12 protein-coding genes are annotated in these 15,616 nt (G+C 74.3%); 5 read left to right on the top strand and 7 right to left on the bottom strand.

Features of this window, described 5'->3' with window-relative positions:
- Positions 1-16: 16 nt before the first annotated feature.
- On the bottom strand, positions 17-331 hold the full coding sequence (locus ACGRHY_RS01995) for a hypothetical protein (protein ID WP_394633647.1): 315 nt from the start codon (positions 329-331) through the stop codon (positions 17-19).
- A gap of 236 nt (positions 332-567) precedes the next feature.
- On the opposite strand from ACGRHY_RS01995, the gene ACGRHY_RS01990 reads away from it, so the two are divergent.
- Positions 568-3,120: a sensor histidine kinase gene (locus ACGRHY_RS01990; RefSeq protein WP_394633646.1), complete on the top strand. Its 2,553-nt coding sequence runs from the start codon at positions 568-570 to the stop codon at positions 3,118-3,120.
- A 62-nt stretch (positions 3,121-3,182) separates the two neighbouring features.
- Complete coding sequence (locus ACGRHY_RS01985) at positions 3,183-3,659, top strand: DUF742 domain-containing protein (protein ID WP_394633645.1); 477 nt, start codon at positions 3,183-3,185, stop codon at positions 3,657-3,659.
- A 61-nt stretch (positions 3,660-3,720) separates the two neighbouring features.
- Here ACGRHY_RS01985 and ACGRHY_RS01980 read toward each other — a convergent pair whose 3' ends face one another.
- Positions 3,721-4,701, bottom strand: coding sequence for a Rieske (2Fe-2S) protein (locus ACGRHY_RS01980; protein ID WP_394633644.1), 981 nt, complete (start codon positions 4,699-4,701; stop codon positions 3,721-3,723).
- A 208-nt stretch (positions 4,702-4,909) separates the two neighbouring features.
- Between ACGRHY_RS01980 and ACGRHY_RS01975 the strand changes: the two genes are divergently transcribed.
- Complete coding sequence (locus ACGRHY_RS01975; protein ID WP_394633643.1) at positions 4,910-5,560, top strand: GTP-binding protein; 651 nt, start codon at positions 4,910-4,912, stop codon at positions 5,558-5,560.
- Between the two features lie 62 nt (positions 5,561-5,622).
- Here ACGRHY_RS01975 and glpK read toward each other — a convergent pair whose 3' ends face one another.
- From glpK to ACGRHY_RS01950, 5 genes are all read right to left on the bottom strand, one after another.
- On the bottom strand, positions 5,623-7,143 hold the full coding sequence (gene glpK / locus ACGRHY_RS01970; RefSeq protein WP_394633642.1) for a glycerol kinase GlpK: 1,521 nt from the start codon (positions 7,141-7,143) through the stop codon (positions 5,623-5,625).
- A 108-nt stretch (positions 7,144-7,251) separates the two neighbouring features.
- A complete protein-coding gene (locus ACGRHY_RS01965) occupies positions 7,252-7,986 on the bottom strand; it encodes an MIP/aquaporin family protein (protein WP_394633641.1) in 735 nt (244 codons plus the stop codon).
- 360 nt (positions 7,987-8,346) lie between these two features.
- Complete coding sequence (locus ACGRHY_RS01960; protein ID WP_394633640.1) at positions 8,347-8,619, bottom strand: hypothetical protein; 273 nt, start codon at positions 8,617-8,619, stop codon at positions 8,347-8,349.
- A gap of 344 nt (positions 8,620-8,963) precedes the next feature.
- Positions 8,964-9,824 (bottom strand): M15 family metallopeptidase, encoded by an 861-nt coding sequence (locus tag ACGRHY_RS01955; RefSeq protein ID WP_394633639.1) that lies wholly within the window; start codon positions 9,822-9,824, stop codon positions 8,964-8,966.
- Between the two features lie 90 nt (positions 9,825-9,914).
- Entirely contained in the window at positions 9,915-12,296 is a 2,382-nt protein-coding gene (locus ACGRHY_RS01950) for a glycoside hydrolase family 31 protein (protein ID WP_394633638.1), read from the bottom strand.
- A 252-nt stretch (positions 12,297-12,548) separates the two neighbouring features.
- Here ACGRHY_RS01950 and ACGRHY_RS01945 point away from each other — a divergent pair, with 252 nt between their 5' ends.
- Entirely contained in the window at positions 12,549-14,582 is a 2,034-nt protein-coding gene (locus tag ACGRHY_RS01945) for an acetoacetate--CoA ligase (protein WP_394633637.1), read from the top strand.
- Positions 14,583-14,659: 77 nt separating this feature from the next.
- A complete protein-coding gene (locus ACGRHY_RS01940) occupies positions 14,660-15,586 on the top strand; it encodes a DUF8829 domain-containing protein (protein ID WP_394633636.1) in 927 nt (308 codons plus the stop codon).
- Positions 15,587-15,616 lie beyond the last annotated feature (30 nt).

Genomic DNA, 15,616 nt, shown 5'->3' with positions numbered 1-15,616 from the left:
GGCTCTCCGGTGGCCGTCAGCCGTGTCTTCGGCGGAAGGCACCGCGTTCGCGCGCCACGCTGCTCGGCGTGGAGACCACCCCGTTGCGCTGGTTCCACATCTGCTGGGTGATCCACACGTCCAGCACCCCCCAGGTGGTGACCACCGTGCCCGCCACGGCCACGAGCACCATGGGAAGGGCCAGCCACACCTGCGCCAGGGAGCACAGGACGGCGACCATCACCAGTACCAGGGTCACGGCCACGAGGACGACCGCGCGCACGGCCGCCGCCCGCACCGGGTCGGGCAGCCCCGATCCGGCGTCCACATGATCTCCACTCTCCTCGTACACCTCGTCCTCATCCCGGTCCGATCGAAACTGATCGAATCCACCCGGTCCCCAGTCGGCCCTGCTCAGCCCCATGCGGTCTCCCCGTGCCCTGTCGTGCGCGTGTTCCCCGCACACCGTGCGGCATCCGGCGTATCACAACACAGCGTCACAACAGCGCACGACAGGCGCCCGCACTGATGCCCGATGTCCCGGACGCGACCACGGCCCGCCCGTCGCCAGTAGTAGGCTCGCGCCGTTTGCTGAGGGAACCCATGCTCCCGTTCGACGGGATGGACACAGGGGAGGCCATGCGCTTTCGCGGCAAGTCGATCCGGCGGAAGATCGTGGCGCTGCTGCTGGTCCCCCTGGTGGCGCTCACCTCGATCTGGGCGTTCGCCACTGTGATCACCGGCCGTGAGGCGGACCGGCTGCTCGACGCCGCGGCCGTCATGGGCGAGCTCGGCGAACCGGTCCAGGAGACCGTCCGCGCCCTCCAGACCGAGCGCCGCCACACCCTCGTCCACCTCGCCGACCCGCGCCGCTCCGACTCCCTGACCGCCCTGCGCGACGGGCAGCGCGCCACCGACGAGGCGGTGACGGCCCTGCGCGCCCGGGCCGGAGGCGAGGAGATCCGCGGCGAGCTGGACAACGATCCCCGCAGGCGCCTGGACGAACTCCTCGCCGCGCTCGACCGGCTGGAGAAGGTGCGTGCCCGGGTCGCGGACAACACCGTCGAACGCCGGGACGCCTACGACGCGTACAACGCCCTCGTCGACCCGTGCCACACCTTCCTCACCGGCATGCGTGGCGTCGACGACGTCCGGCTGGAGAGGGAGGGCCGCGCCCTCATCGGCCTCTCCCGCGCCCGCGAGTACCTCTCCCGCCAAGACGCCCTGCTGGCCGCCGCGTTCACCGCCGGCCGGATGACCGGGGACCAGCTGCGGGCCGTCTCCGACCGGGTGGCCGAACGCGAACTCACCTACCGCACGCATCTGTCGGTGCTGCCCGCCGAGGACCGGGAGAGGTATCAGAAGTTCTGGTCCGGCACCGACGGCCGGACCCTGCGCGCGGCCGAGGACGAGATCATCGGTGCCGGCGCCGCGGGAGCGGTGAGGGCCTTCGACGCGGAGCGCTGGCAGAAGACCTCCGGCACCGTCCTGGAGGAGCTGCGGCGCATGGACCGGGAGACCGGCGAGCGCTACCACCGGCGAGTCGGACCGGAGGCCGCCTCCGTGCTGCTGCGCGCCGCCGTCGTCGGGATCCTGGGCTTCGCGGCCGTCGTCGTCTCCGTGGCCGTCTCCCTGCGCATCGGCCGCGGCCTGGTCCGCGACCTCGGCGCCCTGCGCAGGGAGGCGGGGGAGGCGGCGGGCGTACGGCTGCCCGGGGTCATGCGGCGGCTCGCCGCGGGCGAGCAGGTCGACGTGGAGACCGAGGCACCGCGCCTGGAGTACGGACGCGACGAGATCGGGCAGGTCGGACAGGCACTCGACACCCTCCAGCGGGCCGCCGTCGAGGCCGCAGTCAGACAGGCGGACATGCGCCGCGGTGTCTCCGAGGTCTTCGTCAACCTCGCCCGCCGCAGCCAGGTGCTGCTCCACCGCCAGCTCACCCTGCTGGACGCGATGGAGCGGCGTACCGAGGATCCCGGGGAACTGGCCGACCTCTTCCGGCTCGACCACCTCACCACCCGTATGCGCCGCCACGCGGAGGGCCTGGTCATCCTCTCCGGCGCCACGCCCTCCCGCCAGTGGCGCAAGCCCATCCCGTTGATGGACGTCGTCCGTGCCGCCGTCTCCGAGGTGGAGGACTACGAGCGCATCGAGGTGCGACGGCTGCCCCCGCTCGCGGTCGACGGCGCCGCCATCGCCGACCTGACCCACCTCGTCGCCGAACTCCTGGAGAACGCGACGGTGTTCTCGCCACCGCACACCGCGGTCCAGGTGCTCGGCGAGCGGGTCCCCAGCGGCTTCGCCCTGGAGATCCACGACCGTGGCCTGGGCATGTCCCCGGAGGCGCTGCTGGAGGCCAACCTCCGGCTCTCCGAGACGCCCGACTTCCGGCTCTCCGACACCGACCGGCTCGGCCTGTTCGTCGTCTCCCGGCTCGGCCGGCGCCAGAACGTCCGCGTCTCCCTGCAGCCCTCGCCCTACGGCGGCACCACTGCGGTCGTACTCGTCCCCGGTGCGCTGCTCACCGAGATCCCCCGCGCCTCCCGGACCGCCGTGGCGGCGGGGGAGGAGGCGGACACCGCCGAGCACCGCGCCGGGGACCACGCCCGGACCACCGCGGGACTTCCGCTGCGCGGCGCCCGGCCCGCCATCGGAGCGGGCCGGGGCGGTCCGGCCGGGGGGTCCGAGGGGGCCGGGGCGGAGGTCGGGACCCTTCTGCGCGGGCACGCCGCCGGCCACCGCGGCGAACCGGCACCGCGGCCCCCCTCCCGCCGCCCGTCCGGCGAGGGCGGCGGTGCCGGGTTCGTCGGGGAACTTTGGTCCGGCACCCACCGGGCCCCGGACGGAGACCGCACCCAGGACCGTGACCAGGACCACGGTCAGGACGGGAGCAGGGAGCGGGGACGGGACGCCGACCGGGCGCGCGCCAGGATGGCCTCGCTCCAGCACGGACTGCGGCGCGGCCGGCAGCAGAGCGTGAACTCCCCCGGCGGCGCGGGTGTGGACGGCTCGGAGGACGGGAACGGCTCGGACGGTGGGACCGGTTCGCACGACACGGCACCGCGACCGACACACTGGAGGGGGACGGCCGATGACCGCAGTGCACGGCACGGGGGAGGGCGCCATCCGGGTGAGGGGTGAGCCGGACCGGCTCCCGGACGGTCTGCCCCGGCACGACGCGACCGGTACGGGGTGAGCCCGCCGTGACGGACCGTTGGTTCGACGACGCCGCCGGACCGGTGGTACGGCCGTACGCCATGACGCGCGGCCGCACCCGCAGCGCGACCGGGAGTCGTATCGACCCGGTCGCGCTGGTGGTCGCCGAGACGCCGGACGGCGTCCCGGACGCACCCCCGGAGTCGCTCCCGGACGCCGGACCGGCCGGCGCCTCCGAAGCCCGGCCCCCGGCCTTGCCCGGGGGTGCCCGCACGGCCGGTGCCGCGGGCGGCACCGGCATACTCGGCCCGGAGCACCTCGACATCGTCGCCCGGTGCCGCCGGGCCCCTCAGCCGGTCGCCGAACTGGCGGCCGTACTGGACCTGCCGGTGGGCGTCGTACGCGTCCTGGTCGGAGATCTCGTCGAGGCCGAGCTGGTCCGCGTGACCCGTCCCGTGCCCCCGGCCGAACTGCCGGACGAGCGCATCCTGCGTGATGTGATCAACGGCCTGCGGGCGCTCTGACCGAGTTCCTTCCGGGCGCCCCGGGCGTCTCCAGCGGCCGTGGGCGGCCCGCTCAGGCCGCTCAGGCCGGTCCGGCCGATCCGGCCACGGGGCGGTGCGCCTGGACCGGGTCCAGGACCAGGCGCGCCTCCACCCGTCCGTCCACCAGCCGGGTCTCGAAGACCGGCTGGGGGGAGGTCGCGGGACCCCGTACGTTCCAGCCGTCCGCCAGGCGGAAGACACTGCCGTGCCAGGGGCACCGCACGCATCCGTCGGCGACCGTGCCCTGCGACAGCGGCCCGGCCATGTGACTGCACCGGTCGGCCAGGGCGTGCACCTGCCCGCCGGTCTCACGGACGACGACCACCGGTGTCTCGCCCACGTACCGCCGGACCGGCTCGCCGACCGGCAGGTCCGCCATGTCACCGATGGGGTGCCAGCCGGGCCCGACCACGGCGGGCACCTGCTCGGCGTGGTTGACGGCGGCGGCCTGCCGGTAGGCCAGGTGGCCGCCCAGAGCCCCTCCTGCGCTCACCGTGACCAGCCCCGCGAACCCCAGCAGGCGGCCCCGGGCCCGCCTGCCGCGCAGCCGGGCGCCCAGCGAGGCCGAGTACAGGCCCACGGCCGCTGCGTTCGCCGCGGCGTGCACCAGGCCGACCCGCATCTGCGGCTTGCGCAGCTCGGCCCAGTCCACCCAGCCCGTCAGGGCTGCCGGGGCGGCGGCCGCCAGGCCGACTCCCACCAGGACGTCGGCGCCGCGGCGCTGCCCGGGCAGCAGGTCGAGCACGGCGGCGGACATCCAGGTCCCGATGGGAACCTGCACCGTCAGCGGGTGCACCGCGTGACCCAGCCAGCGGCCGTGCAGGGCGTCGCGCGCGCCGCCCAGCGGGAGTGCGCGCACGGCGCGCCGCAGCGGTCCGAGCGCGGCGTCGAGACGCGGAGTGCTCTCCAGCTTCTCCACCGCGGTCAGGACCCGCCCCGGACGCTCGGGATCCGGAAGCGCGGAACGGGCGGCGGACCGGACCGCGGAGAAGGCTGTGCGGACGTTCTGAGAAACAGGCATACCGCCCAGTTCCCTGGCGATACCGGCCGTAAACGACCCATGGAGGTGGCACGGAGCCGTACTCGGCGGCCTTGGGCGGCACTTGGCCGGATCACGTCCCGGCCGCTCCGGGGACTTGTCGTCACCGCGCCGGTACGGAACGATCTCTTGCTCCGACGGGCGGCACCGCGGAGTGCGGGCCGCACTGCGAGATGCGGAGGAAGAACCGATGGTCTTCGCGGACTCCGGCTCCTGCCGGAAGCACCGGGGGAGCGCCGCCGCTGCCTCGCCGGTGGCGCTGAAGGTGCTGGTGGCGGGCGGACCGGGAGCGGGCAAGACCACCCTGGTCGGCTCCGCCAGCGAGGTCGGGCCGCTGCGCACCGAGGAGTTCCTGGCAGAGGCCCGCCCCCCGTCCGGCGGACCCGGGCGGGCACGGGGAGCGGCGGAAGCGGAGGGATCCGACGAGCGGAGAGCCGCCACCGTCGCCATGGACTTCGGCCGCATCACACTGAGCGAACGGCTGACCCTCTGCCTCCTCGCGGCCCCGGGGCAGGAGCGGTTTCGGCCACTGTGGGACGAGCTGGCCCAGGGGGCGCTCGGCGCGGTGCTCCTCGCCGACCCCGGCCGCCCGCGGGACTGCCTCGGCGCGCTCGACCGCCTTCAGCGGCACGCCGTCCCGTACGCCGTGGCCGTCAACCGCTCCGACGGCGCCCGCCGGCCTCCGAAGGAGGCGGTGCGCGCCGCGCTGGGGCTGGACGCGGCGGTGCCGGTCCTGCGGTGCGACGTGCGCGACCGCGGCTCCGTGCGCGAGATGCTGGCCTCGGTCGTCGAGCACGCCATGGCCGCCGGCGCTCCCCGGTACCGCGGGAGCGCCCCCTGACCTCACGCGCCCCGGCGCCCGGTGGGCCCGGCCCTGGAGCCGGGCCCACCGCAGAGGGCCGCTCAGTCGCCGTCCTCCTCCCAGCCGAAGCTGCGCTCGACGGCCTTGCGCCAGTTGCGGTGCTCCCGCTCACGGACCTCCGCGTCCATCCGCGGGGTCCACTCGGCGTCCTTCCTCCAGTGCGCCTTGAGCTCCTCCAGGTCCGACCAGACCCCGGTGGCCAGACCGGCCGCGTACGCCGCGCCCAGACAGGTGGTCTCGGAGACCACCGGCCGGATCACCGGTACCCCGAGCACATCCGCCTGGTGCTGCATCAGCAGTCCGTTGGCGGTCATGCCGCCGTCCACCTTGAGGCTGGTGATCTCCACCCCGGAGTCCTGGTACATCGCGTCGACGACCTCGCGCGTCTGCCAGCTCGTCGCCTCCAGCACGGCCCGTGCCAGGTGCGCCTTGGTGACGTAGCGGGTCAGACCGGTGATGACGCCGCGTGCGTCCGAGCGCCAGTAGGGGGCGAACAGGCCGGAGAAGGCCGGGACGATGTACGCGCCGCCGTTGTCCTCCACGCTCGCGGCCAGGGGCTCGATCTCGGCGGCCTCCCGGATGATCCCGAGCTGGTCGCGGAACCACTGCACCAGGGCGCCGGTGACGGCGATCGAGCCCTCCAGGCAGTAGACGGGCCGCTCGCCGCCGAGCTGGTAACCCACCGTGGTCACCAGTCCGCTCTTGGACGTCACCGGGCGGTGGCCGGTGTTCAGCAGCAGGAACGAGCCGGTGCCGTAGGTGTTCTTGGCGTCGCCGACTTCGTAGCAGGTCTGGCCGAAGATGGCCGCCTGCTGGTCGCCGAGCGCGGAGGCCACCGGTACCCCGGTGCTCGTCCCCACCGCAGTGGTGCCGTACACCTCGGCCGAGGAGCGGATTTCCGGCAGCATCGCCTCGGGGATGCCCATGGCGTCCAGGATCGAGGAGTCCCACTGGAGGGTCTCCAGGTTCATCAGCATGGTCCGGCTGGCGTTGGTGACGTCCGTGACATGTACGCCGCCCTCCGTGCCGCCGGTGAGGTTCCAGATCAGCCAGGAGTCCATGGTGCCGAACGCGATCTCGCCCGCGGCGGCGCGCTCGCGCAGCCCGGGCACGTGTTCCAGCAGCCAGGCGGCCTTCGGCCCGGAGAAGTAGCTGGCCAGCGGGAGCCCGGTCCGGTCGCGGAACCGGTCCTGCCCCATGTCGCCGCCCAGTTCCCGGCAGAGCGCGGAGGTGCGGGTGTCCTGCCAGACGATGGCGTTGTGAACGGGCCTCCCGGTGGCGCGGTCCCACAGCACGGTCGTCTCGCGCTGGTTGGTGATGCCCAGCGCGCTCAGGTCGCGGCCGCGCAGCCCCGCCTTGGCGAGCGCCCCCGCGACCACGGCCTGGACCTTGGACCAGATCTCGGTGGCGTCGTGCTCCACCCAGCCGGGCTTGGGGAAGATCTGCCGGTGCTCGCGCTGGTCGACGGCGACGATCGCGCCGTCGTGGTCGAAGATGATGCAGCGGCTCGACGTGGTGCCCTGGTCGATCGCGGCGACGTAGGTGGCTGCGGTGTCCGTCATGGCGGTTCCTCCGGTCCCCTTGTGCTGGTCGTCCTCGGTACTTCCCGCTCTTCCCGGTTCCTCTCCGTCCTTGTCCCGGCTCTGGCGGTCCGGTTCTCGCGGTCCGGGTCAGAAAGCGAGGTTGTAGACGAGTGCCCCGAGGACACCGCCGATGGCCGGCCCCACCACCGGAACCCAGGAGTACCCCCAGTCGGAGCTGCCCTTGTTGGAGATGGGCAGCAGCGTGTGGGCGATGCGGGGGCCCAGGTCACGGGCCGGGTTGATGGCGTAACCGGTGGGGCCGCCGAGGGACAGGCCGATCCCGACGACCAGCAGCGCGACGATGAGGAGTGCGGTGCCGGACTCGCCCAGCCCCTCGGTCAGGCCGAAGGCCAGGATCGGCAGTACCAGGGCGAAGGTCGCGATGATCTCGGTGACCAGGTTGGCCGCCGGGCTGCGGATCTCCGGAATCGTCGAGAAGATGCCGAGGGTCGGCATCGCGGTCTCCTTGTCGCGGTTCAGCGCGAACTGCGAGTAGTAGACCAGCCAGGCCAGCACGGCGCCGAGGAACGCGCCGATGATCTGCCCGGCGATGTAGACCGGGACCTTGTCCCAGTTCTCACCCGTCTGGGTGGCGATGCCGATGGTCACGGCGGGGTTGATGTGTCCCCCGGACAGCGGCGCCGCGGTGTAGGCGCCCGTGAGCACACCGAAGCCCCATCCGAAGGCGATGACGACCCAGCCCGCGTTCTGCGCCTTGGAACGGTTGAGCGTGATGGCGGCGTTGACTCCCGCGCCGAAGAGGACCAGGAGTGCCGTTCCGATGATCTCGCCGAAGAAGATATCGCTGTTGGGAAGGTTCATTGCCGCTCCTCCGTGCCCTCACCCCGGGCAGCGGCCCCGGGTGTCCCTGCGGGGTGCGTCGTGCGGTGCGGGCGGACCCGGCGGCACGGTGCGGCCGCACCGTGCCGCCGGGTCCGCGACGAGCGTGCGTGTCCAGCGGAACCGCCCCGGGGAGCATCCGGTCATGGAGACCGACGTGCGGCGATACCGTCTGATAATCGGAAGTGTTCACCCGGTGAGGAGGACCGTCAAGGCAACCCGCAGAGCGAGGCGGCCCTTTCCGCCCCGCATCCCACAGCGCCCCTCAAGGGCGGACGGTGCGGGCCACCGGCCTCTCCGGCCGGGCGGGCCCCACGGCCCGGCACCCCGCCCGGACGCGGCTCAGCACGCGCCCGGGCGGGGCATCCGGGTGAGCCGCTCCAGTCCCGGAGCGTCCTCCATACGGCTGTCGGCCAGCGCCCCGACCACCTCGGCCAGCCGCACCACTCCCACGCAGCGCCCCGCCTCGTCCACGACCGCCACGTCGCCGGCCGTACGGCCGCTGTCCCCGGAGGCCACCACGTCGAGCACCTCCCAGGCGGTCGCGCCCACCCGGACCACCGGCCGGACCGCGGGCCGGCCGGCGGACAGGGCGTGGCCGTACCGGCCCGACACGGCCGGCAGGAACCGGTCCCGAGGCCCACGACCGGCTGGTGGGCGAATCGGAGCCGGCTCGTCCGGGCACGCACGGCACCGGCATGCCGCCGCCGAAGGCGCCCGGAGGGGGTGTTCGCGCAGAGTTCACGAGCGTTTCCGCGCCGCGGGCCCACCGCCCCGTACGCAGGCGGAAGGTCCGGGAAATGCCGCGAACGGGTGACAGCGCACCGGCTCCAGAACCGTCGCGGAGCGGGCCGCGTCCCACCACCGGACGACGGCGGTACGGGACCCACGGGGGTGGCGCCGTACCGCCGCTCCGCTCCGGCACAGCGCGCGCCGGGGCGCGCACCGACGGGGGCCGCTCAGCGTCCGGTGAGCGACCCGGGATGCACGGGGAAGTCGAAGTAGGTGTCGGGGAACAGCTCCCGCCGGAAGGTGTAGTGCCACCACTCGGCCTCGTAGTTCACGAAGCCCACCTCCTCCAGAGCCTCCTTCAGCAGCAGCCGGTTGGCCCGTTGCTCACCGGTGATCCGCGGGTCCATCGTGTGCGACAGGGTGTCGAAGCAGTCGTAGCCCGTCCCCATGTCCACCGAGTTGTCCGGGAACCGCTCCTCCCGCGGCGCGAAGCACGGCGTCAGCGGCTCACCCGGCACATACGGCCGGGTCGGCCAGGCGGGCAGCCGCACCAGGGTCAGATCGACGCTGCTGCCCCGGCTGTGCCCGGAGTGTTCGGCGATGTACCCGTCCGAGAACAGCCGCGTCTTGTCCACCCGGGGGTAGAACTCCTCCTTCATCCGCTGGTCGCCGAGGTCCTGCGCCCACGCCACGAAGTGGTCCACGGCCCGCTGCGGGCGGTAGCAGTCGTAGACCTTCAGCGCGTACCCCCGCCACAGCAGCTTCCACTGCGCCCGGCGCAGCGCCTCGGCGGCGTCGCGGGTCAGCAGGCACACCGGCTTGCGGTACCCGTCGACGGGATCGCCCACGAAGTTGTGCGCGGTGGTGTAGCGGATCTCCTGGAGGATCGTCGGATCCACCTCGTAGAGCGCCACGAACCGAGGCGGCGCCTTCGGCTCCGGCTCGGCCCGCGCGGGCGGCGCCGTGGTGACGAGCACGGCGAGCACGAGGAGGACCGCGGCCACCGGGGAGCGCGCCCCGGGCCCGCGCGCGAAGGGTTTCCCGTCCGGTCGCGCGGACGGTGAAGTGATCGGTTCCCTGATCGGCATGACCCCTCCGTCCACCAGGTGCCCGGCACATCTCGGAAGACCGCTCAAGCGCCCACGCGCCCGCGCGTACGCCCCGCGCCCTCCGTGCGCTCACGCCCCCGAGCCGCGCACCCGCACCGGGTACCCCGCTTCAGCGGCTCCCTCCCGCGCCACCACCACCTCCCGGCCCAGCGTCCGCACCGAGAACCGCTCCAGCTCCACCCGCCCGAAGCCGTCCCCCGGATCCGCGGCCACCACTCCGCCGCCCGTACGCCCGGGCGGCGGAGCCCACACCTCCAGCTCGACCCCGCCCTCCGGCCCGGCCACCGGCACCACCGAACCCGCCCGGACCAGCACCGGGACCCGCGCCCGCGGAGCCTCGACGACCACCCGGCCCGGGCCCCTGTGCACCCGCTCCGTGGCCGTGTCGTACCACCACCCGCGCGGCAGCCGCACGGTACGGCGCACCAACCCCGGCTCCAGCACCGGCGCCACCAGCAGCGCGTCCCCCAGCAGGAACGCGTCCTCGCACTCCCGCAGCGCCCGGTCCTTCGGCGCGGCCCACCACAGCGGGCGCACGTACGGAGCCCCCGAGCGGTGCGCCAGCCGGGCCAGCGTCGCGAAGTACGGCAGCAGCCGCTCCCGCTCGCGCAGCGCCGCCCGCGCGTGCTCCAGCACCTTCGGGCCGAACTCCCACGGCTCCAGCCGCCCGGAGCCCGGCACGGCGGGAGTGCGGAACAGCGGCAGGTACGCGGCCAGCTGGAACCAGCGCAGATACAGCTCCGGCGACGGCCGCGGCGACCCCGCCGGGCCCCCGACGTCCGCACCGCAGTACGGCACCCCGCACAGCCCCAGGCCGATCACCTGGGCGAGCGCGTCCCGCAGCCCCTCCCAGCCGGCCGACGTCTGGTCCGTCCAGGTGCCGCCGTAGCGCTGCAGACCAGCCCAGCCCGAGCGCGACAGCAGCAACGGCCGCTCGCGGGGCCGCAGACCCCGCAGTCCCTCGAAGCCCGCGCGGGCCATCGCCAGGGCGTAGACGTTGTGCGCCTCCCGGTGGTCGCCGCCGCGCGACTCCAGGCAGTGCCCGGCCGACCGCGGCAGCGTCGGATCACCGAAGGCCGCGAGGGAGACCGGATCGTTCATCTCGTGGCAGAACCCGGCGAACCCCCGCGCCAGTCGCTCGGAGTACAGACCTCCCCACCACTTGCGCACCCGCGGATCGGTGAAGTCCGGGTACACCACCTCACCCGCCGGGCCCACCCCGCGCACCGGCCGGCCCAGCGGATCCCTGACGAAGGCGTCCTCGTCCAGCCCGCCGTCGTACACCGCCTCCCCCGGCTCCGCACGCACCGCGGGGTCGGCGCACGACACCAGCCGCACTCCGCCCCCGTCCGGCCCGCGCAGCGAGGCCGCCAGGGCCGGCAGGTCCGGAAACCGCCCGGAGTCCACCGTGAACCCCCGCCGCCCCCGGTGGTGGCCCGCCCCCAGATGCACGGCACTCAGCGGCAGCCCCCGCTCGGCGTACCCCGCCACCACCCGCCGTACCTCGCGCTCGCCCCCCGCCCCCCACAGGCCCGCCTGGTGACCCATCGCCCACCGCGGCGGCAGCGCGGGCGCCCCCGTCAGCGCCCGCCAGCCGTGCAGCACCCGCGAGGGCGCACCCGTCAGCACCCAGTAGCGCAGCGGACCGCCCGACATCCTCACCTCGCACCGGCCCGGCCGGTCATGGCCGGAGCCCGCACCCTCCAGGCCCTCGCGCAGCGTCACCAGGCCGTCCCAGGAATTGTCGTGGAAGAGCAGGTGGCCGCCCGCGTCCGCCACCACCCACAGCACCGGCATCGTCAGCGACCGCGTGCCGCGCCCCGCCCGGAACGGAACCGGACCCGCGTTCCACAACCGGTACGGACCGCCGCGCAGCCTCGGTCCCGGCGTCTGCCCGCCCAGGCCGAAGAACCGCGCGTCCGCCGGCACCTCCGAGCGCTGTGTCCAGCGGCTCCCCGCGCCACCCCCCGAACCGCCCTCCGCCCCGTCCGCCGGCTCCCACCAGCGCGGCGGCAGGTCACGGCGCAGCACCACACCGCCGGGGGTGCGCACCTCCACCGCACCCAGCCGGGTCACCGTCACCAGCACCCGCTCGGAGACCACCCGCCAGCCGCCGTCCTTGTCCGGCTCCAGCACCGCCCGCGGATCCGCCTGCGGGTACGCGCCCGCCAGCGCGTACGACGGCTCGGGCGCCGCACCGTCCCATCCGCAGAACACCGTCCCGCCCGCCGTCACCCGCACCCGCAGCGACGACCGCTCGAAGTGCACCACGCCACCGCCCGGCCGCGGCTCGGCCCCCCGCGCCGGACCCGGTACCCGCGCACGCTCCCGGCCGCCGCGCGCCAGGGCCCGGGCGTCCACGCGCCGCCCCCGCCACGCGGACCGCGCCGCACGCAACCCCTGCGCCGCACCGACCAACCTCACCGACCGCACCAGGCCACGTGCATCCATGCTGCTCAGAGTGCCATCACCGGCGAGCGGCCGGTGCCGCGTTCAATCGCCGTTCACCGGACGTCCCCCCGTGGTTGAGCCACACCGTCCTGCCCCCCGGTATGGGGGACCGGCCCTGGTGCGGAAACCGATCACATGGCACAGTCCTGCACAGCCGCCGCGCACCCGCACGCCCCCGGCCACCACCCCAGGGGCCGAGCGGCGCGGGGAGGCGAACGCACACGAAGCGTGGAAAACAGCCCGGGAGCCGCCATGACCGCCGCGCACAGCGCCGCACCGACGACCGCAGACCAGCCGGAGCCCCTGTGGAGCCCCGGCCCCGACCGGATCGAGGGCGCCCGGATCACCCGATTCCAGGCATGGGCCGCCGAACGCTTCCAGGCCCCGGCCGCCGTCCCCCAAGACCCGGCCGCGAGCTACGCCGCGCTGCACCGCTGGTCCGTCGAGGAACTCGCGGCCTTCTGGCAGGCGGTCGCCGAGTGGTTCGACGTACGCTTCGCCACCCCGTACGAGACGGTCCTCGCCGACCCCGCCATGCCCGGCGCCCGCTGGTTCCCCGGTGCCACCCTCAACTACGCCGAACACGCCCTGCGCGCCGGCGAGGACCCGGCCCGCGCCGACACCCCCGCCCTGCTGTACGTCGACGAGAGCCACGAGCCGGTCCCCGTCACCTGGGCGGAACTGCGCCGCCAGGTCGGCTCGCTCGCCGCCGAACTGCGCCGCCTCGGGGTGCGCCCCGGCGACCGCGTCAGCGGCTACCTGCCCAACATCCCCCAGGCCGCCGTCGCCCTGCTGGCCACCGCCGCCGTCGGCGGCGTGTGGACCTCCTGCGCCCCCGACTTCGGCGCCCGCAGCGTCCTGGACCGCTTCCAGCAGGTCGAGCCGGTCGTCCTGTTCACCGTCGACGGCTACCGCTACGGCGGCAAGCAGCACGACCGCACCGACACCGTCGCCGAACTGTGCCGCGAACTGCCGTCCCTGCGCGCCGTCGTCCACATCCCGCTGCTCGGCACCCCGGCCCCCGAAGGCGCCCTGGAGTGGGACGCCCTGACGGCCGCCGACGGCACGTCGGCCGAACCGGTCTTCGAACACGTCCCCTTCGACCACCCGCTGTGGGTGCTGTACTCCTCCGGCACCACCGGACTGCCCAAGGCCATCGTCCAGTCCCAGGGCGGCATCCTGGTCGAGCATCTCAAGCAGCTCGGCCTCCACTGCGACCTCGGCCCCGGCGACCGCTTCTTCTGGTACACCTCCACCGGCTGGATGATGTGGAACTTCCTCGTCTCCGGCCTGCTCACCGGCACCACCGTCGTCCTCTACGACGGCAGCCCCGGCCACCCCGGCACCGACGCCCAGTGGCGTGTGGCCGAACGCACCGGCGCCACCTTCTACGGCACCTCCGCCGCCTACGTCATGGCCTGCCGCAAGGCCGACGTCCACCCCGGCCGCGACCTCGACCTCTCCCGCGTCAGGTGCGTCGCCACCACCGGCTCCCCCCTCCCGCCCGACGGATTCCGCTGGATCCACGGCGAGGTCGCCCAGGACATGTGGATCGCCTCCGTCAGCGGCGGCACCGACGTGTGCAGCTGCTTCGCCGGCGCCGTCCCCACCCTCCCCGTCCACATCGGCGAACTCCAGGCCCCCGGCCTGGGCACCGACCTGCAGTCCTGGGACCCGCACGGCAGGCCGCTGGTCGACGAGGTCGGCGAACTGGTCGTCACCCGCCCCATGCCGTCCATGCCGATCCGTTTCTGGAACGACGCGGACGGCTCCCGCTACCGCGACAGCTACTTCGAGATGTTCCCCGGCGTGTGGCGGCACGGCGACTGGACCACCCTCACCTCGCGCGGCACCGTCGTCATCCACGGCCGCTCCGACTCCACCCTCAACCGACAGGGCGTCCGCATGGGCTCGGCCGACATCTACGAGGTCGTCGAACGCCTCCCGGAGATCCGCGAGTCCCTCGTCATCGGTGCGGAACAGCCCGACGGCGGCTACTGGATGCCCCTGTTCGTCCACCTCGCCGAGGGCGCCCGCCTCGACGACGCCCTGCGCGACCGGATCAAGCGGGCCATCCGCGAACAGCTCTCACCCCGGCACGTCCCCGACGAGGTCATCGAGGTCGAGGGCGTCCCCCACACCCTCACCGGCAAGCGGCTGGAAGTCCCGGTCAAACGCCTCCTCCAGGGCGCCGAACTCGACAAGGCGGTCAATCCCGGCTCGGTCGACGACGTCGCACTCCTGCGCTTCTACGAGCGCCTGGCCCGGGAACGCCGCACCCCCTGAGCCTCCCGGAGGCCCGTTGTCAGCCCCCTCGATTACGGTGAGTCACCGGATGAACGCACCACCGAGGGGGAGACGACATGGCACACCACGGAAGGCGCGGCCGCCGCGGGCCGCAGACGGCGCGACGGGCCCTGCGCCGCGAGGCACCCAGCACGGTCGCCGTCGTGGCCGATCCGGCCGGCTTCGCGGTCATGCGCCGCTACACCACGTTCACCTTCGACGACCACCGCTGCTACCTGCGGCAGACGGAAGGACTGCTGCGCTCGCTCACCACCCGGGGCGTCCACACCCGCGTCGGCCTCTTCGAACCGGACGACTACGCGCACTTCTGCGCCCAGGAAAGGATCGACCCCGACACCCCCGACAGCCGTGCACGCTACGTGGCCGAGATCGCCGCGACCGGCGCCACCGTCCGCTACCGCGGCCAGCCCCTGGACCTGCTGCTGCCCCTGCTGCTCGACGGCTGGGAGCGCCAGGAGGCCGGGGAACGCGCCAGCGACGCCCTCACCGGCCTCGACCCCTGCCCCGGCTGTGGAAAGGACCTCGGGCAGGAGGCCCTCGACGCCGCCGCCGGCATCCTGGACCGGCTCACCGCCGGGGCCGGCCCGGGCGTCCACCACCTGGTGTGCAGTGTCACCGGGGCCACCGGGCCCCTGGTCGCCGTCCTCCACACCGAGCGCACACCGCTCGGCGGGACGAGGCCGGCCGCCGCCGAGGAGTCGGCCTTCCGCACGGTGCTCGCCGCGGGACTGGCCACCGGACGGCCCGGGGGAGTGGTGATGCGCACCATCCGCGACGGGAACGAGGAGGTGCGCGGCTGGAGCCTGAACGACGGCCGCCTCCGCCCGCTCACCGAGGCGGAGGTCTTCTCCGCCTACTGCACCGACACCCGTACGGGAGGCCCGGTCCCGCCGGAGCCCGGCCTCGCCTACCGGGCCGGCTTCCCGCTGCCGGAGCACCCGGCGGAGGACCTACGGCACGTGCGGCGGGAGGACGACCGCTGACTCCCGCCCTCCGGTCCCGGCCGTCCCACC

Source organism: Streptomyces shinuiensis (genome assembly GCF_043660855.1).
In the GTDB taxonomy this organism is placed as follows: Bacteria; Actinomycetota; Actinomycetes; order Streptomycetales; family Streptomycetaceae; genus Streptomyces.
Note: the sequence above shows the minus strand (reverse complement) of the source record. Positions and strands in the feature narration are given on the sequence as shown.